Annotated in this window: 29 protein-coding genes; 12 read left to right on the forward strand and 17 right to left on the reverse strand. The window is 65.8% G+C overall.

Annotated elements, in window-relative coordinates; all coding sequences use genetic code 11:
- Positions 1 to 14 precede the first annotated feature (14 nt).
- From ACROSR_RS08285 to ACROSR_RS08295, 3 genes are read right to left on the reverse strand one after another with little or no spacing between them, the layout of a single operon-like run.
- Positions 15 to 572, reverse strand: coding sequence for an HK97 family phage prohead protease (locus tag ACROSR_RS08285; RefSeq protein WP_432683925.1), 558 nt, complete (start codon positions 570 to 572; stop codon positions 15 to 17).
- A gap of 25 nt (positions 573 to 597) precedes the next feature.
- Positions 598 to 837, reverse strand: coding sequence for a GTA head formation protein, RCAP_rcc01685 family (locus ACROSR_RS08290; RefSeq protein ID WP_432683927.1), 240 nt, complete (start codon positions 835 to 837; stop codon positions 598 to 600).
- Positions 830 to 2038: a phage portal protein gene (locus tag ACROSR_RS08295; protein ID WP_432683929.1), complete on the reverse strand. Its 1209-nt coding sequence runs from the start codon at positions 2036 to 2038 to the stop codon at positions 830 to 832. Before ACROSR_RS08295 ends, ACROSR_RS08290 begins: the two co-directional genes overlap by 8 nt.
- 471 nt (positions 2039 to 2509) lie before the next feature.
- On the opposite strand from ACROSR_RS08295, the gene ACROSR_RS08300 reads away from it, so the two are divergent.
- The 5 genes from ACROSR_RS08300 (at position 2510) to ACROSR_RS08320 (ending at position 7827) form a co-directional block, all read left to right on the forward strand.
- On the forward strand, positions 2510 to 3706 hold the full coding sequence (locus ACROSR_RS08300; protein ID WP_432683931.1) for a CaiB/BaiF CoA transferase family protein: 1197 nt from the start codon (positions 2510 to 2512) through the stop codon (positions 3704 to 3706).
- An 85-nt stretch (positions 3707 to 3791) separates the two neighbouring features.
- A complete protein-coding gene (locus ACROSR_RS08305; RefSeq protein ID WP_432683933.1) occupies positions 3792 to 5090 on the forward strand; it encodes a TRAP transporter large permease in 1299 nt (432 codons plus the stop codon).
- A 33-nt stretch (positions 5091 to 5123) separates the two neighbouring features.
- Positions 5124 to 6161, forward strand: coding sequence for a TRAP transporter substrate-binding protein (locus tag ACROSR_RS08310; RefSeq protein WP_432683935.1), 1038 nt, complete (start codon positions 5124 to 5126; stop codon positions 6159 to 6161).
- 83 nt (positions 6162 to 6244) lie between these two features.
- Complete coding sequence (locus ACROSR_RS08315; RefSeq protein ID WP_432683937.1) at positions 6245 to 6751, forward strand: TRAP transporter small permease; 507 nt, start codon at positions 6245 to 6247, stop codon at positions 6749 to 6751.
- Positions 6752 to 6924: 173 nt separating this feature from the next.
- Positions 6925 to 7827, forward strand: coding sequence for a hydroxymethylglutaryl-CoA lyase (locus ACROSR_RS08320; RefSeq protein ID WP_432683939.1), 903 nt, complete (start codon positions 6925 to 6927; stop codon positions 7825 to 7827).
- Between the two features lie 112 nt (positions 7828 to 7939).
- Here ACROSR_RS08320 and ACROSR_RS08325 read toward each other — a convergent pair whose 3' ends face one another.
- From ACROSR_RS08325 to ACROSR_RS08350, 6 genes are all read right to left on the reverse strand, one after another.
- A complete protein-coding gene (locus ACROSR_RS08325; protein WP_432683941.1) occupies positions 7940 to 8614 on the reverse strand; it encodes a DUF2306 domain-containing protein in 675 nt (224 codons plus the stop codon).
- A 142-nt stretch (positions 8615 to 8756) separates the two neighbouring features.
- Entirely contained in the window at positions 8757 to 9596 is an 840-nt protein-coding gene (gene phnE, locus ACROSR_RS08330) for a phosphonate ABC transporter, permease protein PhnE (protein WP_432683943.1), read from the reverse strand.
- Between the two features lie 2 nt (positions 9597 to 9598).
- On the reverse strand, positions 9599 to 10510 hold the full coding sequence (gene phnE, locus ACROSR_RS08335) for a phosphonate ABC transporter, permease protein PhnE (RefSeq protein ID WP_432683945.1): 912 nt from the start codon (positions 10508 to 10510) through the stop codon (positions 9599 to 9601).
- Between the two features lie 9 nt (positions 10511 to 10519).
- Positions 10520 to 11326 (reverse strand): phosphonate ABC transporter ATP-binding protein, encoded by an 807-nt coding sequence (gene phnC / locus ACROSR_RS08340; RefSeq protein ID WP_432683947.1) that lies wholly within the window; start codon positions 11324 to 11326, stop codon positions 10520 to 10522.
- A 92-nt stretch (positions 11327 to 11418) separates the two neighbouring features.
- Positions 11419 to 12354 carry a phosphonate ABC transporter substrate-binding protein gene (gene phnD / locus ACROSR_RS08345; protein ID WP_432683949.1) on the reverse strand — a complete coding sequence of 312 codons (936 nt, stop codon included), beginning with the start codon at positions 12352 to 12354 and terminating at the stop codon, positions 11419 to 11421.
- Between the two features lie 162 nt (positions 12355 to 12516).
- On the reverse strand, positions 12517 to 13155 hold the full coding sequence (locus tag ACROSR_RS08350) for a DapH/DapD/GlmU-related protein (protein ID WP_432683951.1): 639 nt from the start codon (positions 13153 to 13155) through the stop codon (positions 12517 to 12519).
- Positions 13156 to 13343: 188 nt separating this feature from the next.
- Between ACROSR_RS08350 and ACROSR_RS08355 the strand changes: the two genes are divergently transcribed.
- Positions 13344 to 14162, forward strand: a complete 819-nt coding sequence (locus ACROSR_RS08355) for a sugar phosphate isomerase/epimerase family protein (protein ID WP_432683953.1) — start codon at positions 13344 to 13346, stop codon at positions 14160 to 14162.
- A 1-nt stretch (position 14163) separates the two neighbouring features.
- Here the strand turns inward: ACROSR_RS08355 and ACROSR_RS08360 are convergent, their stop codons facing one another.
- Positions 14164 to 15312 (reverse strand): alpha-D-ribose 1-methylphosphonate 5-triphosphate diphosphatase, encoded by a 1149-nt coding sequence (locus ACROSR_RS08360; RefSeq protein WP_432683955.1) that lies wholly within the window; start codon positions 15310 to 15312, stop codon positions 14164 to 14166.
- Positions 15313 to 15356: 44 nt separating this feature from the next.
- Here ACROSR_RS08360 and ACROSR_RS08365 point away from each other — a divergent pair, with 44 nt between their 5' ends.
- Entirely contained in the window at positions 15357 to 16037 is a 681-nt protein-coding gene (locus ACROSR_RS08365; RefSeq protein WP_432683957.1) for a DUF1045 domain-containing protein, read from the forward strand.
- Here ACROSR_RS08365 and phnN read toward each other — a convergent pair.
- From phnN to phnG, 7 genes are read right to left on the reverse strand one after another with little or no spacing between them, the layout of a single operon-like run.
- A complete protein-coding gene (phnN, locus tag ACROSR_RS08370; RefSeq protein WP_432683959.1) occupies positions 16013 to 16564 on the reverse strand; it encodes a phosphonate metabolism protein/1,5-bisphosphokinase (PRPP-forming) PhnN in 552 nt (183 codons plus the stop codon). The genes ACROSR_RS08365 and phnN overlap by 25 nt on opposite strands.
- Complete coding sequence (gene phnL / locus ACROSR_RS08375) at positions 16561 to 17241, reverse strand: phosphonate C-P lyase system protein PhnL (RefSeq protein ID WP_432683961.1); 681 nt, start codon at positions 17239 to 17241, stop codon at positions 16561 to 16563. The genes phnN and phnL overlap by 4 nt, the downstream gene beginning before the upstream one ends.
- Before the next feature lie 11 nt (positions 17242 to 17252).
- Positions 17253 to 18077 carry a phosphonate C-P lyase system protein PhnK gene (gene phnK, locus ACROSR_RS08380; RefSeq protein ID WP_432683963.1) on the reverse strand — a complete coding sequence of 275 codons (825 nt, stop codon included), beginning with the start codon at positions 18075 to 18077 and terminating at the stop codon, positions 17253 to 17255.
- Positions 18074 to 18958 (reverse strand): alpha-D-ribose 1-methylphosphonate 5-phosphate C-P-lyase PhnJ, encoded by an 885-nt coding sequence (locus ACROSR_RS08385; RefSeq protein WP_432684076.1) that lies wholly within the window; start codon positions 18956 to 18958, stop codon positions 18074 to 18076. The genes phnK and ACROSR_RS08385 overlap by 4 nt, the downstream gene beginning before the upstream one ends.
- A 35-nt stretch (positions 18959 to 18993) precedes the next feature.
- Positions 18994 to 20109, reverse strand: coding sequence for a carbon-phosphorus lyase complex subunit (locus ACROSR_RS08390; RefSeq protein ID WP_432683965.1), 1116 nt, complete (start codon positions 20107 to 20109; stop codon positions 18994 to 18996).
- Positions 20109 to 20696, reverse strand: a complete 588-nt coding sequence (gene phnH / locus ACROSR_RS08395; protein ID WP_432683967.1) for a phosphonate C-P lyase system protein PhnH — start codon at positions 20694 to 20696, stop codon at positions 20109 to 20111. Before phnH ends, ACROSR_RS08390 begins: the two co-directional genes overlap by 1 nt.
- Positions 20696 to 21163 carry a phosphonate C-P lyase system protein PhnG gene (phnG, locus tag ACROSR_RS08400; protein ID WP_432683969.1) on the reverse strand — a complete coding sequence of 156 codons (468 nt, stop codon included), beginning with the start codon at positions 21161 to 21163 and terminating at the stop codon, positions 20696 to 20698. Before phnG ends, phnH begins: the two co-directional genes overlap by 1 nt.
- Before the next feature lie 98 nt (positions 21164 to 21261).
- Here phnG and phnF point away from each other — a divergent pair, with 98 nt between their 5' ends.
- The 5 genes from phnF (at position 21262) to ACROSR_RS08425 (ending at position 25746) form a co-directional block, all read left to right on the forward strand.
- Positions 21262 to 21978 carry a phosphonate metabolism transcriptional regulator PhnF gene (phnF, locus tag ACROSR_RS08405; RefSeq protein ID WP_432683971.1) on the forward strand — a complete coding sequence of 239 codons (717 nt, stop codon included), beginning with the start codon at positions 21262 to 21264 and terminating at the stop codon, positions 21976 to 21978.
- Positions 21979 to 22227: 249 nt separating this feature from the next.
- Positions 22228 to 23349: a transporter substrate-binding protein gene (locus ACROSR_RS08410; protein ID WP_432683973.1), complete on the forward strand. Its 1122-nt coding sequence runs from the start codon at positions 22228 to 22230 to the stop codon at positions 23347 to 23349.
- Complete coding sequence (locus tag ACROSR_RS08415) at positions 23346 to 23936, forward strand: ANTAR domain-containing protein (protein ID WP_432683975.1); 591 nt, start codon at positions 23346 to 23348, stop codon at positions 23934 to 23936. Before ACROSR_RS08410 ends, ACROSR_RS08415 begins: the two co-directional genes overlap by 4 nt.
- The gene (locus ACROSR_RS08420; RefSeq protein ID WP_432683977.1) at positions 23933 to 24829 is read left to right on the forward strand and encodes an ABC transporter permease; all 897 of its coding nucleotides are present in this window, start codon (positions 23933 to 23935) and stop codon (positions 24827 to 24829) included. Before ACROSR_RS08415 ends, ACROSR_RS08420 begins: the two co-directional genes overlap by 4 nt.
- Positions 24826 to 25746 carry an ABC transporter permease gene (locus ACROSR_RS08425; RefSeq protein WP_432683979.1) on the forward strand — a complete coding sequence of 307 codons (921 nt, stop codon included), beginning with the start codon at positions 24826 to 24828 and terminating at the stop codon, positions 25744 to 25746. Before ACROSR_RS08420 ends, ACROSR_RS08425 begins: the two co-directional genes overlap by 4 nt.
- The last annotated feature ends 21 nt before the right edge of the window (positions 25747 to 25767 follow it).

The following is a 25767-nucleotide window of genomic DNA, read 5'->3' on the forward strand; positions in this document are numbered from 1 at the left end:
TCTGGTCGCGCGGGCTACATCCGCGTCATCTCCCGGCGGGCCGCGTCGAAGACCGCCGCCAATTCGCGCAAAGCGTCCGCCTCGGGGCTGTCGCCCTTTGCGGTCACCCGCGCACTGGGCAGCATCGGGAAGGTCACCAGCGACACTTCCCAAAGCTCCAGTTCCTGCAAGAGCCTCTGGCCCTTGTCGTTTTTTGTCGCCCGCAGCGTCCGGTAGCCGATGCTGAGGCCGTCGATGGCGCCCGCGGCGATCAGCGCCGCGGCTTCGCGGGCGCGCCCCACGGTCTCAAGCAGTCGCCCGGTCACATACAGTCCGCGCGCGTCCTCGCGCACCTGGTCCCAGATGCCGATGGGTTGCGCGGGGTCGTGCTGCCACAGCATCTTGACGCGGCGTCCTTCGGCATCCAGCCGCTTGAGGCTTGCCGCGTAGGCACCCCGCGCCACCAAATCGCCACCCTGATCCGGGGCGTCAAACAGGCTGGCATATCCCTCGATCCGCCCGGCCTCGCTCACGCTCAGCGCCGCGCCGTCCAGCCGCGCGAACTTGCGCTCCAGTCCCGTGTCCATTTCCATACGCCTTGTCCTTTCCGTTTCCATCTCAGGGCAGCGCCGCCAGGATCGGCTGAAACGCCTGCACCAGGATCGCCGCGACCACGCCGTAGACCGCCAGCCACAACCGCCGCTCCAATCGCTCGATCGCCGCTTCCAGCCGGTCGAGCCGCTCTCGCGTCGCCTTGATCTGCAGCTCCGAGACCCGCTCATGCGCTTCAAGCCTCAGGGCAGGCGCACAATCGAACGGCTCGAACCCGTAGCGCGGCGGCGGACCCTGCTCAGCCATCCAGATCCGCCTCGGGCAGCGCCGGCAGCCCCAGCAGCTCACGCTTCTCGGCCGGTGTCAGGAAATCGGCCCCGGCCACACGGCTCCATTGCGCGTCGCGCTCGGCGGCCAGCGCCGGCACCTGATCTAGGTCGGGATGCAGTTCGAACGCCTCGCCGTTCATCCGCGCCAGCCACGCCGCCACGGCTGCACTGACGCGCAGCGCCAGCGGCAGCACCGTCAGCCGGTAGAAGGCGCGGTTTGCCTCCTGGTAATTGGCGAAGGTGGCATCACCGGGGATCCCAAGCAGCATCGGCGGCACGCCGAAGGCCAGCGCGATCTCGCGCGCCGCACTTTCCTTGGTCTTCTGGAATTCCATGTCCGAGGGGCTGAACCCCATCGGCTTCCAATCCAGCCCGCCTTCCAGCAGCATCGGCCGGCCGGCATTGCGCGCGCCCTGATGATGCGCTTCCATCTCGCCCACCAGCCGGTCGTACAGATCCGCAGACAGCGCGCCTTGTCCCTCGGCGCCCTTGTAGACGATCGCGCCCGATGGCCGCGCGGCATTGTCCAGCAACGCCTTGGACCAGCGGCTCGCGGAATTGTGGACATCCACCGCCTGCGCCGCCGCCTGCAGGGGCGACAGGCCGTAATGGTCGTCCTGCGGGTGAAAGCTCTTGATATGGCAGATGCAGGGCACACCCTCGGCCACGTCGAAGCGGTGCTTGCGCCCGGCCACGGCATAGTCATAGGCCACCGGCCAGCCATCCGCGCCCGGCACCACGCTCATCCGGTCAGAGCGCAGCACGTGCAGTTCCACCGGCACACCCGCGCCGGTGCCGACGGCCTCGACATAGGCGTTGCCGGTCAGCAAAAGCTGGCCGTACAATGCCTCGAAAAGCTCGGCGCGGCCCTGCGCCGGGTTGGGCGTCCGGATCAGATCAAGGACGGGATGCACGCTGAAACGCTGTTCGCTGTCCTGCAGCACCAGCGGCAGCGCCGCCGCGGCCTCGGCGATCATCTTGACGCAGCGAAAGCCCACCGGGTTGCCGGCGAAACCGGTCCGCGCGAGGCTGACGCTGTCGCGCGGGCTCCAGGCGACGCGGCCCGCGCTGCCCCAGGCCATGACACGGCCTGTGGCGCTCGCCTTCTGTTCGGGGATGGACGGCGCCGCCGCCCCCTCGCCTGCCGCGCCGCTTTGCCGGAAGTAATCCAGTATCATCGCCTCGCTCTCCTTGATCCCGTATCGGTGTGGGCCTCATGACCGCTTGATTGGCAAAAGACCCCGAAAGGTTTAAGGAACGTAAACCAGACCGCGCGCCGGGCATCGCAAAGCCCCCATGAGGCGCGCCTCCAACACGCCGCAGGGCGCGCGCGGCGCGGCCCAATTCGCGTGTCCCGCGTGACGTTTCCGTGGTTACGATAAGGTGCGGCAGGTACGCAGGCATGCTGGGGGAACGACATCCCGATGAGTGAAATACCCGCGTTTCGTCGGCCGTCCGCTCAGGGAAAATGCGCAGCGCCTCTGGTGATTTTGCGACTGGCGCACCTTGCTCAGCCTGCAACGCGGTCAGTTGTCCTTGCCAGCCTCTACAAGTATCACCCACGGGACCGGTGCGCCTTGGCCGTTGATTAAGCCTTGGATTTCGCATCGGGACATGGTTTTGTCGTATTGTGTGGAGGGGAGTGCGCGATGGGGACGTCACCGCTGGACGGAATTCGTGTCATCGAGTTGGGGCAGTTGATCGCCGGCCCGTATTGCGGCCAGGTTCTCGCCGACTTCGGTGCCGAGGTGATCAAGGTCGAGCCGCCCCTCAAGGGCGATGCCATGCGTCAGTGGGGTCGCCCCGATGCCGATGGCCGGCCCGTGTGGTGGTCAGTGATCGCGCGCGGCAAACGCTCGATCACGCTGGATCTGCGCCAATCGGAAGGGCAGGCGGTACTGCGTGACCTCGTCCGCGAAGCCGATGTGTTGATCGAGAACTTTCGTCCCGGCACGATGGAGGGCTGGGATCTTGGTTTTGATACACTGTCGCAAATCAATCCGCGGCTCATCATGGCGCGGGTGTCGGGCTACGGACAGGATGGTCCCTACGCATCGCGCGCCGGCTTTGCGTCGGTCTGCGAAGCAGCCGGCGGCCTGCGCCATCTGTCGGGGTATCCAGACCGCCCGCCGGTTCGCGTCGGGCTCAGCCTGGGCGACTCTCTGGCCGGCATGAATGCCGCCATGGGCGTTTTGCTGGCGTTGCAGCACCGCCACAAGACCGGGCAAGGACAGGTCGTGGACAGCGCCATCTACGAGGCGGTTCTGGGTCTGACCGAGGCGTTGGTCGCGGAATACGATTCCGGCGGGCACATCCGCGAACGCCATGGGTCGTCCCTGCCCGGAATCGCCCCCTCGAACGCCTACCCCGCCGCCGACGGCAAGGAAGTCATCATCGGGGCAAATCAGGACACTGTCTTTGCGCGACTTTGCGAGGTGATGGGCGCGCCGGAACTGGCACAGGATCCGCGCTACGCGGACCATCAGGCGCGCGGCCAGAACCAGGATGCGCTTGACGCGCGGGTCGCCGAATGGACCCGCACCGTCAAGGCCCAGGACATCGTCGACCGGCTGGGCGAGGCCGGCGTGCCGGTCGGCCTCGCCTACACGGCAAAGGACATGCTGGACGATCCGCATTTCAAGGCGCGCGAGGCCGTCGTGCGCGTGCCCGATCCGGACCGTGGCAGTCTTGCGATGCAGAACGTGTTCCCACGCCTGTCCGACAGTCCCGGAAAAATCCGCGGGCTTGGGCCGTCGCTGGGCGCGGACACCGAAAGCGTGCTGTCCGAAATTCTGGACTATGACGACGCCCAAATCGTGACACTGCGCGATCAGGGCATAATCTGACAAGTAATCCGACAAGACAGATGCCGGGAACCTGCCCGGGCGTGGGAGGAAGATACATGAACAAGATGCAACCGGGGCGCGGCCTATGATTGCCGAACCCATCATCGTGCTGGGGGTCCTTCTGGGGCTGATCGGTGTCGGGGCGCCGATCTTTCTTGCGCTCGGGGCGTCGGGGCTGTTGGGGCTGTACATGGCACGCGGCTCGATCGCGTTCTTTTTCGCGCCCACGTCGTTTTTCGGTCAGCTCAATTCGTTCGAACTGATCGCGCTGCCATTGTTCATACTCATGGGAAATATTCTGGGCGCGACCCCGGTGGGCAAGAACCTTTTCCATGCTGCGGCACTCTGGCTTCAATGGCTGCGCGGTGGACTGGCCATCGCCACGGTTGGCGCTTCGGCGATCTTCGGTGCGGTATCGGGCGTATCCGTCGCCGGTGTCGCCGCCGTAGGCTCGATCGCGGTGCCGCAGATGCTGGACCGCGGGTATTCGCGCAGGCTTGCCGCGGGGTCCGTCGCCTCGTCGGGCGCGCTGGCCATGCTGATACCGCCCTCGGTGCCGTTCATCATCTACGGCGCGGTATCGGGCGTGTCGGTCGGCGCGCTTTTCATAGGCGGCATCCTTCCGGGGCTTGTCTTGGCCTTGGCGCTGTCGACCTATATCTACATCCGCGTCTTGCGGAACCCCGACGAAGCGCCCGCCGATGACGGCCCTGTCCCGACCCGCGGCGAAAAGTTCCGCGCGCTTGGCGGGATCTGGCACGCGCTTTTGCTGGTGGTCATCGTGCTGGGGTCCATCTACACCGGGTTCGCCACCCCGTCCGAAGCCGCGGCCTTCGGGGCGGCGGGGGCCTTCCTGATCGCCACGTTGATATTCCGCTGTCTTGACTGGCGTCAGATCACCGAGATCTTTGCCGCATCGGTCAAGGTGTCCGGTGCCATCATGCTCATCATCGGATGCGCCAAGATATTTGGGGACTACCTGAACGTGGTGCGCGTGCCCGAAAACGTGTCGGCCGCGCTGACGGCAACCGAATTGCCTGCCTGGGCGATCCTGGTTCTCATCATGATCGCACTCGTTCTGCTGGGGATGCTCGTGGATGCGGTATCGCTCATCGTTGTGACGACCCCGATCCTGCTGCCCCTGATCGAGGCACTGGGCTACGATCCGCTATGGTTCGGCATCGTTCTCGTCATGAACCTGGAAATCGCCGTCGTCACCCCGCCGGTGGGCCTTAACCTGTACGCCCTGAAGGGCGTCTGTCCACAGCTCGAGGTCGAGGAGATCATCCGATCGGTCGTGCCCTTCGTGGCCGTCCAGTTCGCGGTCCTGATGATCTTTGTCCTTTTCCCTGAAATCAGCCTGTGGCTGCCGGGGTTGCTGTAATATAACCGAAGTCAACACGAGGAGGAGAAAGACATGACACAGACAAGACGCACATTCCTGACGAATTCGGCCGTTATGATGGGCGGCACGGCGATCGGCCTGGGGGGCTTTGCCGGCCCGGCGGCGGCGCAGACGACCATGACCGGAGTCAGCTACCTGCCACCCAGCTACAAGGCGCTCGCCTACGGCTCTGCCGGATTCGTCGAGCGTCTGGATCAGTCCGACGCGGTCGCGGTCGATTACTATGACAGCGGCAAGCTGCTGAAGGCGGACGAGCAGCTTCCGGCGCTGCGGTCGGGCTCCATCGACTTCATGTTTCATACCACGAGCTACATCACCCGCTCCCTTCCAATCCTGGGGATCACCGGTCTGCCCGGCGTGGTCGATGAACTTTACGCCAATCCAGGTCGCATCGCCAAGGGCAGCCCGCTGTTCGATCTGATCAACGAGCAGCTTGCCGAGTCCGACCTCTACATGGTGTCGATGATGGGCAACATCCTCGAGCCTGAATACATCTGGTCGAGCGCATCGGGGCCGATCCGTTCGATCGACGACATCGACGGCAAGAAGGTCCGCGTCGTCAGCTTCGAGGCAACCCAGGTCGTCGAAGGGTACGGCGCCGGCGCGGTGCGCATCCCGTCGTCCGAACTGTATCTGGCGCTGCAGCGTGGGACGGTCGACGCGGCGGTGGCCAACATCTCGACCATCATCGGCCGTTCGCTCCAGGAACAGCTGGACGTCGTCTACAAGCTGCCGATGACCGCCTACGGCATCGGCCTGTTCACGACCACACGGGGATGGGACCGCATGGGCGACGCCGAGAAGGCGGCCTTCGAGGAGGCAGCCCAGTGGTTCGAGGAAAATGGCGCAAGCTACTCCAACAACACGATCTACCCCGAGGAATACTGGCCCATGATCGAAGAGGCCGGGCTGGAGCAGGTCGAGGCCAGCGATGAGGACCTCTCGCGTCTGAGCGAGGCCGCACAGGAGGTCAGGGACAACTGGATCGAGGAAGTCGGCCGCGATGTCGGCGAACGCGCCATCGCGCTGGCGATGGGCGAAACGGCCTGATCTGATCGAACCGATCCGCGCGGGCGGTGCCGACCGCCCCGCCCGCGCGGGCATTGCCAGTCACTGGACCAAGGAGCATGCCCATGAGACGCATCATCACCGCCTTGGAACGCATCACGCGCGCAGGCGGGCAACTCGTTATGACGTTCATGGTTATCACCATCTGCTACGATGCGATCATGCGCTACGTCTTCACGGCGCCGACCTCCTGGTCGCTCGAGATCAACACGTTCCTCATCATTTACGTGGCGATCATGACAGCGGCCGACGTCCAGCGGACCGACAGCCATATCCGCATCAGCTTTTTCGCAGACATGATGGGCGACGCGGCGCAACGGGTGAACCGGATGATCATCGGGGCCTTCGGCGTTGTGTTCTCGGCGATCATGACATGGCGCGGGTTTCATCTGGCCTTTGATGCCTGGGATTACGGCGAACGGGTGTCGTCCAGCTTCGGCACGCCGATGGTGTACCCCTACGCGATGCTCCCGATCGGGTTCGGGCTTCTCACGATCCGATTTGCGCTGAACATCATGGACGCGATCACCGGGCGAGACATCGGGAAGAAAGAGGATCTGCAGCGTATCTGAGATCCTCTCGACCGGGCCGGCATGACAGGCTTGCGCTACTGTGACGACGCGGCTTTCGCCAACCCTGCACGCATCGTCCGCTTGGCAGGCGTCAGTGTGACCCGCCGAAGGTCGGGGATGATATGACCCAGATGCGGCCCCGCGACATGGCCGCCCCAACAGTAGGACACAGCATGACCCGTCTCCCGCAGATCTGCGAGGTCGCTCCGCGCGACGGATTTCAGTCCATCTCCGAGCCGCTCGCGACCGACACCAAGATCGCGATCATACGCGACCTTGTGGCGGCAGGCTGTCCGCGCGTCGAGATCGGGTCTTTCGTCTCGCCAAAGGCTGTCGCGCAGATGGCCGACATGGCCGAGATCGCCGCGGCGGTGCACGACCTGCCCGCCCGTCTCTGCGCGCTGATCCCCAACGAGCGCGGCGCGGAAAACGCCGTGGCCGCCGGCATAAAGGAGGTCTGCTACGTGTTTTCGATCTCCGAGGCCCACAATCTCAACAATGTGCGTCAAAGCGTGGACCAGTCCATCGAGGGGCTCGCCCGGATCGTCGCCAACCTGCCAAAGGACGTGCGACTTCGGGTGGACCTGGCGACTGCCTTTGACTGCCCGTTCGACGGCCCGGTGCCGCTGGACCGGGTGCTCGACGCCGCCGCCCGTGCCGCCACGCTCGCACCCGAGGCCGAGATCGCGTTATGCGACACGACCGGCCGGGCCAACGCATTCTCTGTGCGCGAGCGTTTTCGCGCCGCGATGGCACTGCCGGAGACCGCCCGCAACGGCTGGGCCTTTCACGGGCACGACACGTTCGGACAAGGCGTCGCCAACGCACTCGCCGCGTGGGATGTCGGTGTTGACGTGTTCGACACGGCGGCAGCGGGGCTTGGCGGGTGTCCGTTCGCGCCGGGTGCGACCGGCAACACCGCAACCGAAGATCTTGTCTTTGCGTTCAACGAGGGCGGGTTGGATACCGGGATCGATCTCATGGAACTTCTGGCGGTGGCCGATCGGATTGCGGCGTTGCCGGGCGGCGTCGTCGGCAGTCACCTGCGCAACGTGCCGCGGCATCGGGCAAGCTAGGCGACATTCCAACGACGGACAGGGATGCAATCCGGCACGTCCACGCAACGGGCCGATGCGGCATCATCGCCAAAACGAATGTCACGCGTGATCTGCCCGCGGCCTGCGGGCGTCACGGCGGCATCGCCCTGCGCGACCGCAGTCTGATCCACAATTCAAGTGCGGCAAGATAGGGCAGATAGAATGCAAAATACTGCACCTGGTCGAAGGGTCCGTCCAGATGTTCGGTGCTCCACAACCCATCGGTAAGAAGGTACCAGATCGTGTAATGCAGACGAAAAATCAGGGACCCCATCACCAACACGAAAAGCCGTAATGCCCAGTCCCGGTGCTGCCCGACGTCACCGGCGCGTGCCAGTCGCACAACCTGCACCGCCGCGACGATGACAAGCCCGCCATACAGCGCAAAACCGACATCCATCAACGCGCCCGCCACGGTGCCCCGTAGCGCGATATATCCAAGTCCGCCAAGCGCGGTGGTGATCGAACCGGCAACGACAACACGCCCCGTGATCCGGTGCAGGCGCGGATAGCGCGCCCGCAGGCGACCGATCAATTGCAGCGGGGCGACCACCATGATCAGGCCGCCAAGGATCATGTGCGAAAAGACAGCGAGATTCGCGGGCACGCGGCCGGACGTGTACAGATAGGTTTCCTGGGACAGGTCAAGCCCAAGGCCCCGCGCCCCGAGGATGATGGAGTAGGCGGCGAAGGCGAGGGCGGGCACCGCGAGCACCCCGGCACCAAGATAAATCGCGATACCCGCCCGCCCCGGACCCCGTTGCATCAGCTTGCCTCCAACGCTGCCTCTGAGGGGGGATAGAGCGCTGGCCCGCCATGGGGCAAGATACCGGCGAACACGGTCGACGGATGCGTGCCGGCAAGCGGTCTGCGGCGGCGCATGCGTTGCCCGACCGCGTGGCGCGTGTTTACTCGACCCGACCGATCAGGCGTCGCCGCAGCTTGCCCGAGACCCAGTCGATGACCGCGATGACGATCAGCACGTTCAGCACGACAAAGGCGACCTGATCATAAAGCGAGGCGCGAAACCTCTCGATGATGATCATGCCGATCCCGCCGGCCCCGACGATGCCGAGGATCGTCGCCGTCCGCGTGGCCGACTCGAAGAAATACAGCGATTGCGACAGGAATATCGGCGCCACCTGCGGCAAATACCCGTATCGGATCACCTTGAGCGGCCCCGCGCCCGTGGCCCGCACGCCCTCGACCTGCTGGCGATCGATATTCTCGATCGCCTCGGAGTAGAGCTTGCCCAGCGTGCCCACGTCGTTCACGAAGATCGCCAGCACCCCCGCCAGCGGCCCCAATCCGACGGCACGCACGAAGACGAGGCCCCAGATCAGTTGATCGACCCCGCGCAGAACGTCCAGCACGCGGCGCACCGCGTGGCGCGGCAGGGCCATGGGAACGACGTTGCGGGCCGACATGAACCCCACCACCAGACACAGGACGGTCGCCAGCAAGGTACCCAGAAACGCCATGGCGACCGTCTCGGCGATGCCGCGATAGATGGTGGCGTATTGCCATTCACCCATATCCTGCCAGTCGACCACCGCACGCAGCAGGACCAGCGCCCTGTCGGAACTGTCAAAAAGTGCCGCAAAGTCGAAATACCAAAGCGACCACAGCAGATAGGCCAGCGCCAGCGCCCATGGCCCCCACCGGCGCAGTGCCCGACCGGGACCGGGAAAAACGTCCGGATGGGCACGGGCGATGGCGGCGACGTCAAGCTGGGATGCCTCCGACATGGTCAGTCCTCCTTGCCGGTCAGTCTCTGGCGTAGGCGATCGGATACGAGATCGATCGCCGTCACGGTCACCACGATCAGGACCAGCACGGCCAGCACGCGGTCGTCGGAATAGAAGCTGATCACGCGGTTCAGTTCCTGCCCGATCCCGCCGGCCCCGACAAAGCCGATCACAGCCGACGACCGTACGTTGATCTCGAAGCGCAATAGCGCATAGCTGACAAAGTTCGGCATCACCTGCGGAAGTATGCCCAGCATCATGCGTTCAGCCCATGTTCCGCCGACCGCGGCGATGCCGTCCACGGGCCTGAGCGAGGCATTCTCGTTGACCTCCGAGAACAGCTTGCCCAGCGCGCCCACCGTGTGCAGCGCGATCGCAATCACCCCTGCCAATGGGCCGATCCCGACCATGAACACCAGGATCAGCGCGAACAGGATCTCGGGCACGCCGCGCAAAACCTCCATGACGCGCCGGGCCAGCCAGTACACGGCATAGTTCGGCGTCAGGTTGCGCGATGCCGGAAAGCACAACAGGAACGCACCGATCGCCCCCAGCATCGACGCGGTCAGCGCCATCAGCAACGTATCCCAGATCAGCGAGACATACTGCCAGAAGTCGGCATACCAATAGGTGATTGATCCGGGCACGGCATCACCGGCTGCTTCGCGGCCGATGAACAGCTTGTCCAATTCCAATTGCGGCATGATCGTGCCGAAATATTCGAAGATCCGCGGCACGCCGTTGATCAGCTTTTCCGGAAGAAAGTCGGACACCTGCGCCGACCACAACACGGCTATGACAAAGATCCCCGCCATCACCATGGCGCTGGCCCGCTTCTGGCGCATCACCTCGCGGCGCTGGTGCTCGAACCGGGTGACAGCGGTTTCGGCCGCGTCGGGCATGGCGTCGGTCATGACAGGGCCTCAGGCATATTCGGTGGCCGCGTGCATATCCGCGCCCATGCTTGTCGAGGTCGCGGATTCGTCGAAATCCCCGCTTTCGGCGCCGTAGATGTCGCACACGACTCCGCGTGTCAGCTGTTCAGAGGTGCCGTCGAACACGACCCGGCCATCCTTCATCCCGATGACCCGGTCACAGTACTTGCGCGCGGTATCCAGCGTGTGAAGGTTGCAGATCACGCCGATCCCGTCAGTCTTGTTGATATCACTCAGGGCGTCCATAACGATCTTGGCGTTGAGCGGGTCGAGCGAGGCGATGGGTTCGTCCGCCAGCACCAGACGCGGGCTTTGCGCCAACGCCCGCGCTATGGCGACGCGCTGTTGCTGGCCGCCCGACAACGTTTCAGCACGCTGAAGCGCGGTTTGGGCCATGCCCAGCCGGTCCAGCGCCTGTATCGCCAGCGCGCGTTCTTCACGGGTATGGACCTGTGCCATGGCGCGCCAGGACGGCATGTCGAACAGCCGGCCCGAGATCACGTTGCCGATGACGTCCATCCGCCCCACAAGGTTGAACTGCTGGAAGATCATCGCGCAATCGGACCGCCAGCGGCGCAGCTCCTTGCCGCGCAGCCTGGCGATGTCACGGCCTTCGAACAGGATCTCTCCGTCGGTGGGGTCGGTCAAACGGTTGATCAGCCGCAGCAGGGTCGACTTGCCGGCCCCGGACCGTCCGATCACGCCGACCATCTGCCCGTCTTCAAGCGTCGTCGTCACCGAATCGACGGCAAGGGTGTCGCCGAAGGCCCGGCTCAGCGCGTTGAGGGTCAGCATGGGATGCGTCCTGTTACGGTGTATGTTCGGATCGACCGACGCCCCGTTCGGGGGCGCCAGTCACGGGCCCGCGCACGGGTCCGATGAAATGATCAGCGTGCGGCGTTCTGCAGCTTTTTCCGCTGGTCGACGACGGTCTCGTAGAACGCGTGATCGACGGGCCAGTTGCCCAGCGCATCGCCCGACCGGACCCCGCGATAACAGTCAGGATCTTCGATCTGCAGCCGCATCAACGCCCCCATGACCAGATCCTTGAGTTCCTGCGGCACGTCCGACCGGATCACGCGGGGGCCGTTGGCAATCAGGTTGGACTGCCAGACGATGTTCAGATCGCTCATGTCGAGCATACCCTTGTCGACCATCGACCGCAGGTTGCCCCGCGAATAGCCCTTGCCGACATCGCCGACACCCGAGGCCCATGTCACGGCGGCGTCGTACTGGCCGTTCAGTACCGCGACGACGCCCTGCTCGTGACCGCCGGCGAAGTTGGTGCGCTCGAAATAGGTCTCCAGATCCTCGGTGCCCAATTGGTCGCGCAGCTCCAGCTCCGGCACCACGAAGCCCGAGGTCGAGTTGGGATCGGCGAAGGCGAGCGTGCGGCCTTCCATGTCATCAAGCGTTTCGATTCCCGAATCCGCACGCGTAACCATCACCGAGTAATAACCGAGCGACCCGTCGATCTGCATCGTGGTCATCAGCGGCTCGACCGCGTCGGGATCTTGCAAATGGATGCCGGCATAGCCCGCCGCGCCAAGACCCGCAAATTCAAGCTGACCGGCCAGCAGACCCTGCATCACCCCGGCGTAATCGGATGCGGGATACAGCGAAACGGGCACCCCGAGACGCTCTTCCAGGTAGCCTTTCAGACAGGCATTCTGGGAAAGGCGGTCCTGTTCGTTTTCGCCTCCCAGAAGACCTATCCGGAATTCCGGCACCTCGTCGCGCCATGTGCCATCCTGGGCGAGGGCCGCGGAAAAGGTCAGGGCGGTTGCGCCGACGATGGCCGCGCTGAGCGTCGTTCTGAACATGTTGGGCATCCCGTTTGGTTCATTTCGATCTCGCGACGCACCGGGGACTGGCCCGGCATGCGTCGCGAATACGCTTTGAAATGAGGGCGGCCTTTGACACGCGTGCGACCATTCGATGAAGCTTCTGTGACCCGTCCGTCGGCCAGATCAACGCGCCACGGATCAGACGTGCCGGTACTTCTCGATAAAGGCGTCGATGGATAGCGTTCGAAAGTCGGGAAGCGCCACACGCAGGGCGTCATGTGTCCAGTCCCACCACGCGATGGCCATCAGCGCCTCGGCCTGACGCGTATCGAAACGGGCACGGATAGGGCGCGCTGGCACGCCGCCAACGACGCTGTAGGGGGCCACGTCTCGGGTCACAACGGCCCCCGCGCCGATCACCGCCCCGGTCCCCACGGTTACGCCTGCCGTCACCGTCACGCCATGACCGATCCAGACGTCATGGCCGATCGTCACCGGGTGGTCTCTGCGCCAGGCGAAGAACGCGGCATCCGGTTCGCCCAGATCGTAGTCATGCGCACGATAGATCGCATGATGCTGGCAGGCGCGCCATGTCGGATGATTGCCGGGGTTCAGCCGCACATGGTTCGCGATAGAGCAGAACTTGCCGATCACCGTGCCCGCCACGTGGCCCCATTCGGTGATGTACGAGTAGTCGCCGACGGTGCTTTCACTGATGCGCGTGCCGCGCCCGATTTCGGTCCACGCCCCCAATGACACGTCGGGGGCAACCTCTGCCTCGGGGTGAACGGTCGGGGCCTGGGAAAGCCGCGGACCGGATGTTGCGGACTGTGCCATGCAAGGTCTCCTTCTCGTTCCGCTCTGGCGGGGCTGTGTCATGAAAATGCAATACTGACGTGAGATCGACGCCCGCACGGCGGTGTCCTGGCGACATGCGGACGAGATCCGGGGGACCGGCCTGCGGGATGTTTGAATGATCGCGACACGCCGGGCACATTCGGCACAAGATGTGAAAGGAACATGACATGACCTTGCCGCTTTCCGTCGGCGCCGCACTCATGGTCGAGGATCTGCCGCGCTTTCGCGACTGGTTGATCGCCGGCCAGCGCGATCTGGAGATTCAGGATTTCCTGATGCCCGAGGTCTTGCTGGGCGACTGGCGCGCCCACGTAGCTGCGGCGCGTGCGGCGCTTGACGGGTTCGAGGGACGGCTGGGGATCCACGGCCCGTTTCTCGGTCTGGATATCGCCAACAACGACCCCGAGATCGCCCCCCTCATCACCCGGCGGTTCCTGACCGGACTGGACGCCTGCGCGGCGCTCGGGGCCACGCAGATGGTGATCCATTCGCCCTACACGACGTGGGATCACAACAATCTCGACGGGTCGCCCTCGGCGCGCGCCGACAGGATCGCAGCCGTTCACGACGTGCTTGGCCCCGTTGTCCGACGCGCCGAGGACGAGGGCGTGACGCTGGTGATCGAGAATATCGAAGATGTCGATCCCGACGCCCGGCTGACGCTGGCGCGCAGTTTCGACAGCGCGAACGTGCAGCTTTCGCTCGATACGGGCCACGCGCAATACGCGCATGGCAGCACCGGCGCACCACCGGTGGACTATTTCATAACACGCGCCGGCGACATGCTGCGGCACGTCCATCTTCAGGACGCCGACGGCCATGCCGACCGCCACTGGGCGCCGGGGCGCGGCACGATCCACTGGCACGCGGTCTTCGCCGCACTCGCCGCCCTGCCCCGGCGGCCGCATCTGCTGCTCGAACTGAAGGACCGCGGCCACATAAGCGCGGCGATGGCGTATCTGACGGCCGAGGGCCTTGCCATTTGACCTATGCAACCCGGGCGCCCTGCGACCAGACCCCGCGCAGCAAGGGCACGCTGCGCACAAGGCCGAAACGGATCACGTCGGCGCGCAACCCCGGTTCTATCCTGCCACGGTCATCAAGCCCGGCAGCCAGGGCCGGCGCACGCGTTACCGTCCCCATGGCGCGCGCCATGTCGCCCCATTGATCGCCAAGCGCGACCGCCGCCTGCAACAGGGCCGCCGGCACATAGTCCGAGGATACGATATCCAGCAATCCCGCCTGCGCCAAAGCGGCGGCCGACACGTTGCCGGAATGGGATTCTCCGCGGATAAGGTTCGGCGCCCCCATCATGACCGCGATCCGACGGTCGTGGCTGGCCTGTGCCGCGTCGTGCGTGGTTGGAAACTCGGCCAACCGCGTGCCGTGGCGTGCACTGCGGTCCACATGCGCGACCGTGGTGTCGTCATGGCTGGCAAGGACGGCCCCCAGCCGCCCGGCCGCCGCGACGGCGGCCGCCTCATGCGTGGCGGCGACGCGCGCCCCCAGATCCTGGCGGACGCGCACATGACGCGCGAACGCGGCCTGCGACAAGCCCTGCTTGCCGCGCACATAGGCTTCGTATTGCCCCAGATCGGCAAATTGCCGCTGGCCGGGCGTATGATCCATCAGGCTGAGGATGCCGATCCGATCCGCCGGACCGAAGGTCTCAAGCTCCTCGATCAGCGTTTCAGAACAGATTTCAGCGCGCAGATGCAGATGATGGCTGATCCGCAACGCGCCTGCGGCGCGCATCGCCAGGATCTCGTTCGCCATGGCGCGGGCATAACGGTGATGATCCGGGGTCGTGCCGCCGGTCTCGATGGAGCCCACGCGGATCGCGTCGAAAACGGTCGTGATGCCGGTTCCGGCAAGCTCGGCGTCATGCGCGACGATGGCCGCGTCATGCGGCCATGCGGCCGACGGGCGCGGGCGCAGATGCCGCTCTAGGTTGTCGGTGTGCAGCTCTACCAACCCCGGCGCCACGAAGTCGCCACCGCAATCCTCGGCCCCCTTGGGCACCGTCTTCCCGGTGTCGATGGCCACGATCCGGTCACCGTCGATCCGCAGGCTGCCGGTGACGATTTCGTCCGGCAGGACGAGGCGGGCATTGGCAAGGATCATGTCGCGTGGCATCCAGACCACCTTTCTTGTCGTTCCGACCGATTTGGAGACAGCCGATGACCGCGTACCGTCGTTATTGCATATACGTCGTCCCCGAAGGCCCGCTGTACGATCGCGGCGCGGACTGGCTGGGCTGGGACAGCGTCGCCGGTCGTGACCGAACCCCGCCCGAATTGCCGGGGCTGTCCGCCCCCGCGGCGACGCTGACAAGGCGGCCGCGCAAATACGGCTTTCACGGCACGGTCAAGCCGCCCTTCCGCCTTGCCGCGGGCGCCGACCCGGAGGTGCTGCGCTCCGCGCTGGACAGATTTTGCGCCGGGCGCGCGCCGGTCGCGCTGGATGGGCTGGCCGTGGCGCCGATGGGCCGGTTCGTCGCATTGCGCCCCGAAGGCCCGACCGACGCATTGGCAGCGCTGGCCGGAGACACCGTGCGCGCGCTGGATGCGTTTCGCGACCCGCCAACCGAGGCAGAGATCGCCAGCCGTACGGGCCCCGGCCTGACCGAACGGCAGGCATCGATGCTGGCGCGATGGGGCTATCCCTTCGTGATGGACGAGTTCCGCTTTCACCTGACCCTGACCGGCCCGCTGGAGGCACCGACCGATGCCGCGCGCATCCTTGCGGCGCATTTCGACGATGTCCTGTCGCAGCCCATGGTGATCGGCAGCCTCGCCCTGCTGGGCGAAGCTGCCGACGGGCGGTTTCACGTGCTTCATCGTTCGGCCCTTTCGGGATAGAGCGCGGCCAGTGCGGCCGCGGCGGCCGCGGCCAGCGGGCCGCCATTGTCGATCTCGGTCACGGCGACGCCTCGGGGCAGCGGCGGCGCGGCGCGGGACAGACGTTGCGCCGTCTCGTCGCCCGGTTCACGCCCGCGGGCGGTCAGCCGGTTCGCCAGAACCTCGGGCGGGGCCGTCACGGACAGCACGTGCAACCGGGGGAACAGGGCCTGTGCCTCGACAAGAACCCGGCGAGACAGATTCGCCACCGCGTCCTGTCCGCGGGCCGGACCGCGCAGCGCATCCACCGGGATCGCGTAGTGCAGCCCGTGCGCCTGCCAGCACAGCGCGAACTGCCCGGCCGCGCTGCGGCGGGCGAACTCGTCCGGGGTCACCGACTCGAAATCCTCGCCACCGGCATCGGGCGACCGGGTGATCACGCGACGGACACGCTGCAGCGCGGGACGGGCCACGCAGATGCTGTCCATAAGGCTGTCCTTGCCCACGCCCGAAGGGCCGACCACGGCGATCAGCCGGCCCTCGTTCATGCCGCCACCGGGGCGAAGCGGCTGACATCCACCTCACGGTCCGCGACACGCGCCCGCGCGGTCTGGTCGTGAAAGATGCCGACGATCGCAGCGCCATCCGCCTTGGCCTCTTCGATCAGCGTCAGCACGGTCTCACGGTTGGCAGCATCGAGGCTTGCCGTAGGCTCGTCCAGCAGCAGCACGGGATAGCCATGCGCAAAGCCGCGCGCGATGTTGACCCGCTGCTGCTCGCCCCCGGAAAATGTGGTGGGCGACAACGACCAAAGCCGCTCGGGGACGCGCAGCCGCGTCAGCAAGGCCCGTGCCCGCGCAAAGGCGGCGTCTTCTTCGGTTCCGAGGGCCAGCAACGGCTCTGCCACAACCTCCAGCGCGGGCACGCGCGGCACGACCCGCAAGAACTGGCTGACATAGCCCAGACCCGAACGGCGCAGCGCAAGGATCGTGCGGGGCGCGGCACTGGCGATATCGACGCCGGCGACGACCACCCGCCCGCTTTGCGCGCGGTAATTACCGTAGAGAATACGCATGACGGTGGATTTGCCCGCACCGCTGTCACCGGTCAGCGCGACACATTCGCCGCGGGCGACCTCGAAGCAGGCGCCCTGCAGAACCGGGATCACCGCCCCGCCCTGGTCGTGCAGCGTGAAGGATTTTCCCAGATCCGCGACCTCGATCATCGACTCGCTCCTCATACCCGCAGGACCGAACTGACCAGAAGCTGGGTATAGCCGTGCTGCGGGTCATCCAGCACCTGGTCGGTCAGTCCCTGCTCTACCACATGTCCGGATTTCATCACCATCAGCCGGTCCGCCAACAGCCGGACGACGGCCAGATCATGCGTGACCACGATCGCGGACAGCCCCATGCGGCGTACCAGCCCGCGCAAGAGATCCAGCAGGCGTGCCTGAACGCTGACATCGAGGCCCCCGGTCGGTTCGTCCATGAAGACCAGCCGCGGCCCGGTCACAAGATTGCGCGCAATCTGCAAACGCTGCTGCATCCCCCCGGAAAAGGCCGCGGGCCGGTCGTCGATCCGGTCCAGTTCGATCTCGACCCGGTCCAGCCATTCCGACGCGGCGCCCCGGATCTGTCCATAATGCCGCGCGCCGACGGCCATCAGGCGTTCGCCGACATTGCCACCCGCGCTGACCCGCATCCGAAGCCCGTCGCGCGGGTTCTGATGGACAAAGGCCCAGTCGGTGCGCCCCAGCGTCCGGCGTTCGCCCTCGGGCATGGTCAGGGTGTCGCGCGGCCCGTCGGTGCGGGTATCGAAGATCACGCGCCCGGTATCGGGGGCAAGCTGGCCTGCAAGACAGCTGAGCAACGTCGATTTGCCCGAGCCACTTTCGCCCACCACGCCCAGAACCTCGCCCGGCCAGAGATCAAAGGACACATCGGCGCAGCCGACACGCGCGCCATAGTGTTTGGTGAGCGCCTCCACGCGCAGCAGGGGCGCGCCGGGATCGGTTTGAAACGCGGATGTCGGGGCCGCCGCCATGCGTGTCTCGGTCATCGCGCGTCTCCTGCCGCCGGCGTGGTGTCACCGGCCCCGCTGCCGTGCCCGGCGGCGCGGCGTGCGGTGCAATAGTCGGTATCCGAACACACGAACATCCGTGTCCCCGCATCATCGACGATCACCTCGTCAAGATAGCTTTGCGTGGCGTCGCACAAGGCGCAGGGATGATCGGCCCGCGACGGATCGAACGGATGATCCTCGAAATCCAGGCTGACGACACGCGAATACGGCGGCAGGGCATAGATCCGCTGCTCGCGCCCCGCGCCGAACAACTGGATCGCCGCACAGTCCGACAGTTTCGGGTTGTCGAATTTGGGGATCGGCGACGGGTCCATCACATAGCGACCCTCGACCTTGACCGGGTAGGCATAGGATGTGGCGATCTCGCCGTGCCGCGCGATATCCTCGTACAGCCGGACATGCATCAGCCCGTATTCCTCCAGCGCGTGCATTCGCCGGGTCTCGGTCTCGCGCGGCTCCAGAAAACGCAGCGGTTCGGGGATCGGCACCTGGTAGACAAGGATCTGGTCCTCGTTGAGCGGCGTTTCAGGCACGCGGTGGCGGGTCTGGATCACGGTGGCATCGGTGGTGCGTTCGGTCACGGCCACGCCCGCGGTACGCTGAAAGAACTTGCGGATCGACACCGCGTTGGTGGTGTCGTCCGCCCCCTGGTCGATCACCTTCAGCGTGTCGTCGGGCGTCAGGCAGGCCGCCGACACCTGCACCCCGCCGGTGCCCCAGCCATAGGGCATGGGCATCTCGCGGCTGGCGAACGGCACCTGGTAGCCCGGCACCGCCACCGCCTTGAGGATCGCGCGACGGATCATCCGCTTGGTCTGCTCGTCAAGATACGCGAAATTGTAGGCGTCCTCTGTCATGTCGGGGCCTTTCGTCGGGCCATCGGGGGCGGGGGTCATTCTGCGGCCTCGGATGTTGCGCTGTCGCTGTCGGTGTCCCCGGCAGGCGCGGCACTGGCGCGCAGACGGCGGATAAGCTCCAGCTCGGACTGGAAATCGACGTAATGCGGCAGCTTGATATGCTCGAGAAAGCCCGTCGCCTGCACGTTGTCGGCATGGCTGAGGACGAATTCCGCGTCCTGCGCGGGGGCACCGACGTCGTCCTCGCCCAGTTCCTCCCATCGCAGGGCCCGGTCGACCAGCGCCACGGAAATCGCCTTGCGTTCGGAATGTCCCAGAACAAGCCCGTAACCGCGCGTGAATTGCGGCGGCGCGGTCTTCGAGCCGGTGAACTGGTTGACCGTCTCGCATTCTGTCAGGCGAACCTCGCCGATGTCGATGGCAAAGCCCAGTTCGGGAATATCCATCTCGACCCGGACGGCCCCAACGCGCAACTCGCCCACGAAGGGATGGTTGCGCCCGTAGCCGCGCTGCGTGGAATAGGCCATCGACAGCACGAACCCCTCGTCCCCACGCGCCAGGGCTTGCAGCCGCAGCGGCCGGTCGGCGGGAAAATCCAGCGGCTCGCGCGTCAGGTCGCGCGGGGTGGCCTCGTCTTGGGGTTCGGGCTGGATCAGGTCTTCGCGCGCGAGAAACCCGGTAACATGCGGCAGGGTCTCGGTCTGGGCGTCGGACCGCGGCGCGGGTTCCGGCCCCTGCTCGCCCTCGGCGGCCAGGGCAAAGTCGATCAAGCGATGCGAATAATCGAATGTCGGACCCAGAATCTGTCCGCCGGGCAGATCCTTGAAGGTGGCCGAAATGCGCCGGTCACAGATCATCGCCGCCGTGTCCACCGGTCGGCTCGCGCCGAAACGCGGCAGTGTCGTGCGATAGGCGCGGATCAGGAACACCGCCTCGATCATGTCGCCACGGGCCTGCTTGATCGCCAGCGCGGCGAGGTCCGGGTCGAACAGCGAACCTTCGGCCATCACCCGGTTCACGGCAAGCGCAAGCTGTTCACGGATCTGCGCGACGCCCAGCGTGGCAACATCGGCATCACCGCGCCGCTCCTCGGCCAGCCACGCATGGGCGTTGTCAATCGCCCGCTCGCCCCCCTTGACGGCAACATACATCAGGCGTCCTCCTCGACACGGGTCGAGCGCGGCACGGCCGCAAGACGCCCCCCGCAGGTGAAATAGAAATCCAGCCCCAGCGGAAAGCGGGACCGGTTCGCGGCGAAGGCCCCCGTCTCGGGCAGGTTCAAACGCGCCGTGTCGGCGATCCCCGGCCCGGTCAGCCGGGCGCCGGTCGGGTCCAGCATGTCCCGTTCCACGATCAGCGTGGCCGAGCGGTCGGGATAATCGGCGGTGCCGACGGCAAAGCGCGACAGCGGTTGCAGCGCCCCCCACGCGCCGAGGGCGAACACCGCGGCGTCAGGCCCGACCAGCGGCGCACCTGTGTGAAACGTGATCCACGCCCGCAGATCCGGGGTGTCATGCGACGGCGCAAGAAACACACCGGTGTCACCATCGCACAGCGTCAACAGCAAAGCCCCGGCCGCCACCGATACAGGCGCGGGCGGAACCGCGCCGGACACGGTTTCGATCCGTCCGGGGCGCGACATGGCCTGCAACGCGGCGCGAAAGACCCGCGAGGCATCGCGCGCAGGATCGGCAAAGGCCCCCTGAACGGCTGCGGCGGTCGTGTCGGTGCGTGTCATCATCCCTCCCCCCTGACCATGGTGAAGAAGTCCACCTTGGTCGTGGCGGCCTTTCCGGCGCGAGTGGCGTGGGCGGCCTCGGCCTCGGCGCGCAGCGGCGCGAGGATCAGGGCCTCGATCCGGGCAACCTCACCCGCCTCGGCGAGGGCATCGATCAGCGCAACGGTGCGGGCATGGGTCTTGTCCCGGCCCTGCACATATCCGTGCCCGACACTGCCGCCGGCCAGTCGCACCGCGCAACGCGTCACCGTGACCTCGCCCAGGTTGAACGGGGCGCCGGTGCCGCCCGCGCGACCGCGCACCATCACCGTGCCGATCTCGGGCGCGCGCAGGACCTCGTGGTCGGGCGCGTCGCCAAAGGCGGCCCACAGTGTCGCCACCCGACCGGCCGGCGCGCACGCCAGCGTCGAGAGGCGCGCGCGCCGCTCTGCGGTCGCAGTTGCGTTTATTTCGGCGTCATCCGACATCTTGTCGATTTGTCCATCTTACTATACAACTAGACATCTTCTTACAGCAACGCGCCGCAGTCGTCCATGTCCGCGCGCATGAAACTTTGGTGACAGGCATGCCCCGCAGCACACTCTGGAGCGCCATTCGCGATACTCTTTCGGACGAGATCGGGCGCGGACGGTATGGCCCCGGCGACCGATTGCCGACCGAGGCGCGGCTGGCCGAACGCTTTGGCGTCAATCGGCACACCGTCCGGCGCGCCCTTGCGGCACTGGCCGAGGCCGGCGCGATCCATTCCCGCCGGGGCGCGGGGGTCTTCGTGTCCCGCAGGCCGACAGACTACCCGTTGGGGCGGCGCGTGAGGTTCCACCAGAACCTGGAGGCCGCCGGACGCAGCCCCGGCAAAACGGCCTTGCTGCTGGAAACGCGTACCGCCGACCCCCGCGAGGCGGCGGCGCTGGCCCTTGACGAGGGCGACAAGGTGCACGTGTACGAGGGGCTTTCGACAGCCGACGGCGACCCGATCGCGTTGTTTCGCAGCGTCTTCCCCGCCGAACGCTTTGCCGGGCTGCTCGATCATCTGCGCCGCACACCGTCGGTCACCGCAGCCTTCGAGGCCGAGGGGCTGACCGACTACATCCGGGCCGAAACGCGACTGACGGCGAAATCAGCCTCTGCGACCCAGGCCAAACACCTGCGGCTGGCCGAGGGCGCGCCGCTTTTGCGCGCGGTGGCGATCAATCGGGACGGCGCGGGACGGCCGGTGGAATACGGACACACATGGTTCGCGGGGGACCGGGTCACACTGACCGTCGGAACACCCCCCGATTGAAGTGCGTGAAGCATCGAACGGTACGATCCGACCGGCAAGATGGCGACGCATCCCGACCGAACAGCGCAGGTTTGCACAATTATCGGTCACAGCCGTGCGGGCGTCGGCCTGTATCGCGATGGCATGCTGGACAGCCCCGCAAAGATATCTCATACTGAAACTACAAAGGCCGAAAAAGCCAAAGGCAATCAAGCCCCGTTTCCCCTTGGACTGAGGGGGCGGGGCTTTTTTAATGGGTGCGACAGAATCTTGGAACTGCGTCTGGGTCTCATATTCTCAACCACGGGCAGCTATGCCGCGCTTGGGCAAAGCGCGCTCGCCGGGGCTCTCGGGGCGATCGAGGCCCTGCAACGGCACGCGGACCGACCGATCACGCCGGTGATCGCCGATCCCGGTGGCGATATGGCCGCCTACGAACGGATGACGCGCGAGATGCTGGAAAGCGGCGTGCGCCATATCGTCGGGGCGATCACATCGTGGAGCCGGAAGGAAATGATCCCGCTTCTGGAACGCCATGGCGGGCTGCTGTGGTATCCATGCCCCTACGAAGGGTTCGAAAGCAACGATCACGTGGTCTATCTGGGCGCGTCGCCCAACCATCACGTCGTTCCGGCCATCGACTGGATCGCGGCCCAGGGCATGCGGCGCGCGTACCTGCTGGGTTCGAATTACGTCTGGGGATGGGAAACGCTGCGGCTGGCGCGGGAATGCCTGAAGGCGCGAAACATCGAGGTGGTGGGCGAACGCCACATACCGCTTGGCGCGCACATGCCGGACCATGTTCTTGACGAGATCCGGGACCAAAGCCCCGACTGCGTCATCGACAGCCTGATCGGCCCCTCCAATACAAGCTTTCTTCAGGCGATGGCGACGCGCGATCATGCCGATCGGACCGCGGTGCAGGTGGTCAGCTTCAACCAGAGCGAAGCGGATCTCGCCGAGATAGGGTCGGCGGCGAACGGCCTCTTGTCGGCGGGCAGCTTTTTCGAGGAGAACGCAAGCGACACGCTGCGCGACGCCGCCCGACGCCACGCGCCGAACGGGCGTGTGTCGTCCTTTTTCGCAACGTCCTTCGCAGCGGTCGAGATGATATCCACCGCCGTCCGCAGCGCTGGCACGGACGCCCCCTCGGCGGTGTTCCGCGCGGCGGCGGAAACACCCGTGGTCACCGCGATGGGGGCGATGCCGATCGACCCCGTGCTGCGGCACGCCATGCTCACCCCCCGGCTGGCGATCGCCCGGAATGGCCGTTTCGAGATCGTTTGCAGCGCCGACGCGCCTGTCGCCGCCGATCCCTACATGACGTCGCAGGCAGCGCGCCTGCCTCAGTCCACCCCCGTTCCGCAACGCGAGTTGAGGGTCGTCAAATGACACGTATGCCCGTGCACAATTTTTCCGGTCAGACAGCGCTTGTCCTGCACCGGTCGCCGGAAATCGGCCAGCGCATCAAGGATCGCTGCGACAGGCTGGGCGTGCGCGCCCGCGTCCAGAGCGATGACCTAGATGCGGCGACCGCGAAAGACGCCGATACCCTGATCCTCGACATCGACACGGCGGATGACGGCATGTTGCCCTGGGCGCGCGCCGCCGCGCCGATGCCTCTGATTGGGCTGATCGGATCGGAAAGCCCCGGACGCCTGGCATGGGCGCTGACGCAGGAGGTGGACGCGTTTCTGCCCGTCACCGGGCTGGGCAACCTGTTTTCCGCGATGGTGATCGCGCACGAGGTGTTCGCGCGGAAATCCGAACGCAAATCCCGCGAGGCAGAGCTGGCCCACCGTGGCAGCGGCCGGCTCGACGTGATCCGCGCGGTTCTCGCATTGATGGAGGGCGGCCGCGACGAGGCGCTGGCGCTCAAGCAGCTGCGCACGATGGCGATGGTGGAACAACTCAGCCTCGAGGACGCCGCGGCCAGACTGCTGAGCGAAAAGCGAATGGCCGGAGGGCGAGCGATATGAGTGAGGCACGCATCCTGCATGCGCGCAGTCACGGCCGGTTCCGGGTCGTTCTGCGCGAGCTGTTGCACCGTCCCCGCGCCGCGTTCGGTATGGCGGTGATCGCGGTGATGGTCTTTTGCGCTGTGTTCGCGCCATGGATCATGCCGCACGATCCATTCGAACAAAGCTTTGACGGGCTGGACCTGATGGGCGGCCCGCTGCCGCCGGGGGGCGAGTACCTGCTAGGCACCGATCTTCTGGGGCGCGACCTCGCCTCGCGGCTTATTCTGGGGACGCGCACCTCGCTGATCATCGGGGTGGTGGCCAACGGCATCGCCGTGGTCCTCGGCGCGGGGGTCGGCATCGCGGCGGGATATTTCGGCGGCTGGACGGCGGCGGTGCTGATGCGCTTCACCGACTTGATGATGGCGTTTCCCGCGCTGTTGCTGGCGATCGTGCTGGCCGCGATCTTTCAGCCCAGCCTGATGATCGTCGCGCTGGTGATCGCAATGGTCAACTGGGTGCAGATGAGCCGCGTGATCTACACCGAAACCCGCAGCCTTGCCGAGCGCGAGTTCATCCAGGTGCAACGCGCCATCGGCGCATCGCCCCTGCGCATCCTCGGAAAGCACCTTTTGCCGCATCTGCTGTCGTCGATCATCGTCTTCGGCACCCTCGGCATCTCGACGACCGTGCTGCTCGAGGCGACGCTCAGCTTTCTGGGCGTGGGCGTGCAGCCGCCAATGCCAAGCTGGGGCAACATCATCTTCGAGAACCAGACCTATTTCTCGACCGCGCCGTGGCTGGTCTTCATTCCCGGTCTGCTGATCGTCCTGCTGGCGCTGGCCTTCAACCTGGTGGGTGATGCGTTGCGCGACATTCTCGATCCGACATTGAAAGGGCGGCACGGATGAGCGGGTACCTGATACGACGGCTGATCGAAAGCGCGCTGATCCTTCTGGGGATCACGTTCGTGACCTTCGTTCTGCTCTACCTGGTGCCGGCCGATCCGGCCCGGCAGATCGCCGGCCGCTCGGCCACTGCCGAGACGGTCGCCAACATCCGTGACCAGCTGGGGCTGAACGACCCGCTGTTCCTGCAGTATTTCCGATATCTGGGCAATCTGCTGCAGGGCGACATGGGCCGGTCCTACCTGCAACGCGCCGAGGTGTCCGAACTGATCGCCGCCCGCCTGCCCGCGTCGTTGCTGCTGATGGTATCGGCGATCGTCACCGAGCTGATCCTGGGGCTGACCATCGGCGTCGTCGCGGCGCTGCGTCGCAACAAACCGGCCGACCATTCGCTGATGATCTTCAGCTTCGTGTCGATCTCGGCCCCGCAATTCGTGATCGGCATCCTGCTGCTGTATGTCTTCGCGGTACAGCTTGGCTGGCTGCCGATCGGCGGCTACGGGACCTTCGCGCACCTGATCCTGCCATCGATCACGCTGGGGTTTCTCGGCGCCGGCTGGTACAGCCGGATGATGCGATCGTCGATGATCGACGTGCTGGAACAGGATTTCGTGCGGACCGCCCGCGCCAAGGGGCTGTCGCGCCTGCATATCATCACCCGCCACGTCATGCCCAATGCGATCCTGCCGATCATCGCGATGATCGGGATCGATATCGGGCTGTTCATGTCGGGCATCGTTGTCGTCGAAAGCGTGTTCGGATGGCCGGGGATCGGCCAGCTTGCCTGGCAGGCCATCCAGCGCGTCGACATCCCCGTGATCATGGGCGTGACCATGGTCTCGGCCACGGCCATCGTGCTCGGCAACCTGATTGCCGATCTGGTGGCCCCGCTGATCGATCCCCGAATCAAGACCAAATGAAACCGACAGAGGAGAGAAGAC

Origin of the sequence: Roseovarius tibetensis, assembly GCF_050896375.1 — a bacterium.
GTDB classification, from domain to species: Bacteria; Pseudomonadota; Alphaproteobacteria; order Rhodobacterales; family Rhodobacteraceae; genus Roseovarius; species Roseovarius tibetensis.

Coding starts and splice junctions, on each gene's coding strand:
- phnE (WP_432683945.1), bottom strand. CDS start 10,510: ATGACCGACGCCATGCCCGACGCGGCCGAAACCGCTGTCACCCGGTTC.
- phnL (WP_432683961.1), bottom strand. CDS start 17,241: ATGATCGAGGTCGCGGATCTGGGAAAATCCTTCACGCTGCACGACCAG.
- ACROSR_RS08315 (WP_432683937.1), top strand. CDS start 6,245: ATGAGACGCATCATCACCGCCTTGGAACGCATCACGCGCGCAGGCGGG.
- ACROSR_RS08390 (WP_432683965.1), bottom strand. CDS start 20,109: ATGTATGTTGCCGTCAAGGGGGGCGAGCGGGCGATTGACAACGCCCAT.
- ACROSR_RS08425 (WP_432683979.1), top strand. CDS start 24,826: ATGAGCGGGTACCTGATACGACGGCTGATCGAAAGCGCGCTGATCCTT.
- ACROSR_RS08325 (WP_432683941.1), bottom strand. CDS start 8,614: ATGCAACGGGGTCCGGGGCGGGCGGGTATCGCGATTTATCTTGGTGCC.
- phnK (WP_432683963.1), bottom strand. CDS start 18,077: ATGACCGAGACACGCATGGCGGCGGCCCCGACATCCGCGTTTCAAACC.
- phnF (WP_432683971.1), top strand. CDS start 21,262: ATGCCCCGCAGCACACTCTGGAGCGCCATTCGCGATACTCTTTCGGAC.
- phnN (WP_432683959.1), bottom strand. CDS start 16,564: ATGAACGAGGGCCGGCTGATCGCCGTGGTCGGCCCTTCGGGCGTGGGC.
- phnD (WP_432683949.1), bottom strand. CDS start 12,354: ATGTTCAGAACGACGCTCAGCGCGGCCATCGTCGGCGCAACCGCCCTG.
- ACROSR_RS08355 (WP_432683953.1), top strand. CDS start 13,344: ATGACCTTGCCGCTTTCCGTCGGCGCCGCACTCATGGTCGAGGATCTG.
- ACROSR_RS08420 (WP_432683977.1), top strand. CDS start 23,933: ATGAGTGAGGCACGCATCCTGCATGCGCGCAGTCACGGCCGGTTCCGG.
- ACROSR_RS08310 (WP_432683935.1), top strand. CDS start 5,124: ATGACACAGACAAGACGCACATTCCTGACGAATTCGGCCGTTATGATG.
- ACROSR_RS08360 (WP_432683955.1), bottom strand. CDS start 15,312: ATGCCACGCGACATGATCCTTGCCAATGCCCGCCTCGTCCTGCCGGAC.
- ACROSR_RS08295 (WP_432683929.1), bottom strand. CDS start 2,038: ATGATACTGGATTACTTCCGGCAAAGCGGCGCGGCAGGCGAGGGGGCG.
- ACROSR_RS08320 (WP_432683939.1), top strand. CDS start 6,925: ATGACCCGTCTCCCGCAGATCTGCGAGGTCGCTCCGCGCGACGGATTT.
- phnH (WP_432683967.1), bottom strand. CDS start 20,696: ATGACACGCACCGACACGACCGCCGCAGCCGTTCAGGGGGCCTTTGCC.
- ACROSR_RS08285 (WP_432683925.1), bottom strand. CDS start 572: ATGGAAATGGACACGGGACTGGAGCGCAAGTTCGCGCGGCTGGACGGC.
- phnE (WP_432683943.1), bottom strand. CDS start 9,596: ATGTCGGAGGCATCCCAGCTTGACGTCGCCGCCATCGCCCGTGCCCAT.
- ACROSR_RS08300 (WP_432683931.1), top strand. CDS start 2,510: ATGGGGACGTCACCGCTGGACGGAATTCGTGTCATCGAGTTGGGGCAG.
- phnG (WP_432683969.1), bottom strand. CDS start 21,163: ATGTCGGATGACGCCGAAATAAACGCAACTGCGACCGCAGAGCGGCGC.
- ACROSR_RS08385 (WP_432684076.1), bottom strand. CDS start 18,958: ATGACAGAGGACGCCTACAATTTCGCGTATCTTGACGAGCAGACCAAG.
- ACROSR_RS08365 (WP_432683957.1), top strand. CDS start 15,357: ATGACCGCGTACCGTCGTTATTGCATATACGTCGTCCCCGAAGGCCCG.
- phnC (WP_432683947.1), bottom strand. CDS start 11,326: ATGCTGACCCTCAACGCGCTGAGCCGGGCCTTCGGCGACACCCTTGCC.
- ACROSR_RS08415 (WP_432683975.1), top strand. CDS start 23,346: ATGACACGTATGCCCGTGCACAATTTTTCCGGTCAGACAGCGCTTGTC.
- ACROSR_RS08305 (WP_432683933.1), top strand. CDS start 3,792: ATGATTGCCGAACCCATCATCGTGCTGGGGGTCCTTCTGGGGCTGATC.
- ACROSR_RS08290 (WP_432683927.1), bottom strand. CDS start 837: ATGGCTGAGCAGGGTCCGCCGCCGCGCTACGGGTTCGAGCCGTTCGAT.
- ACROSR_RS08350 (WP_432683951.1), bottom strand. CDS start 13,155: ATGGCACAGTCCGCAACATCCGGTCCGCGGCTTTCCCAGGCCCCGACC.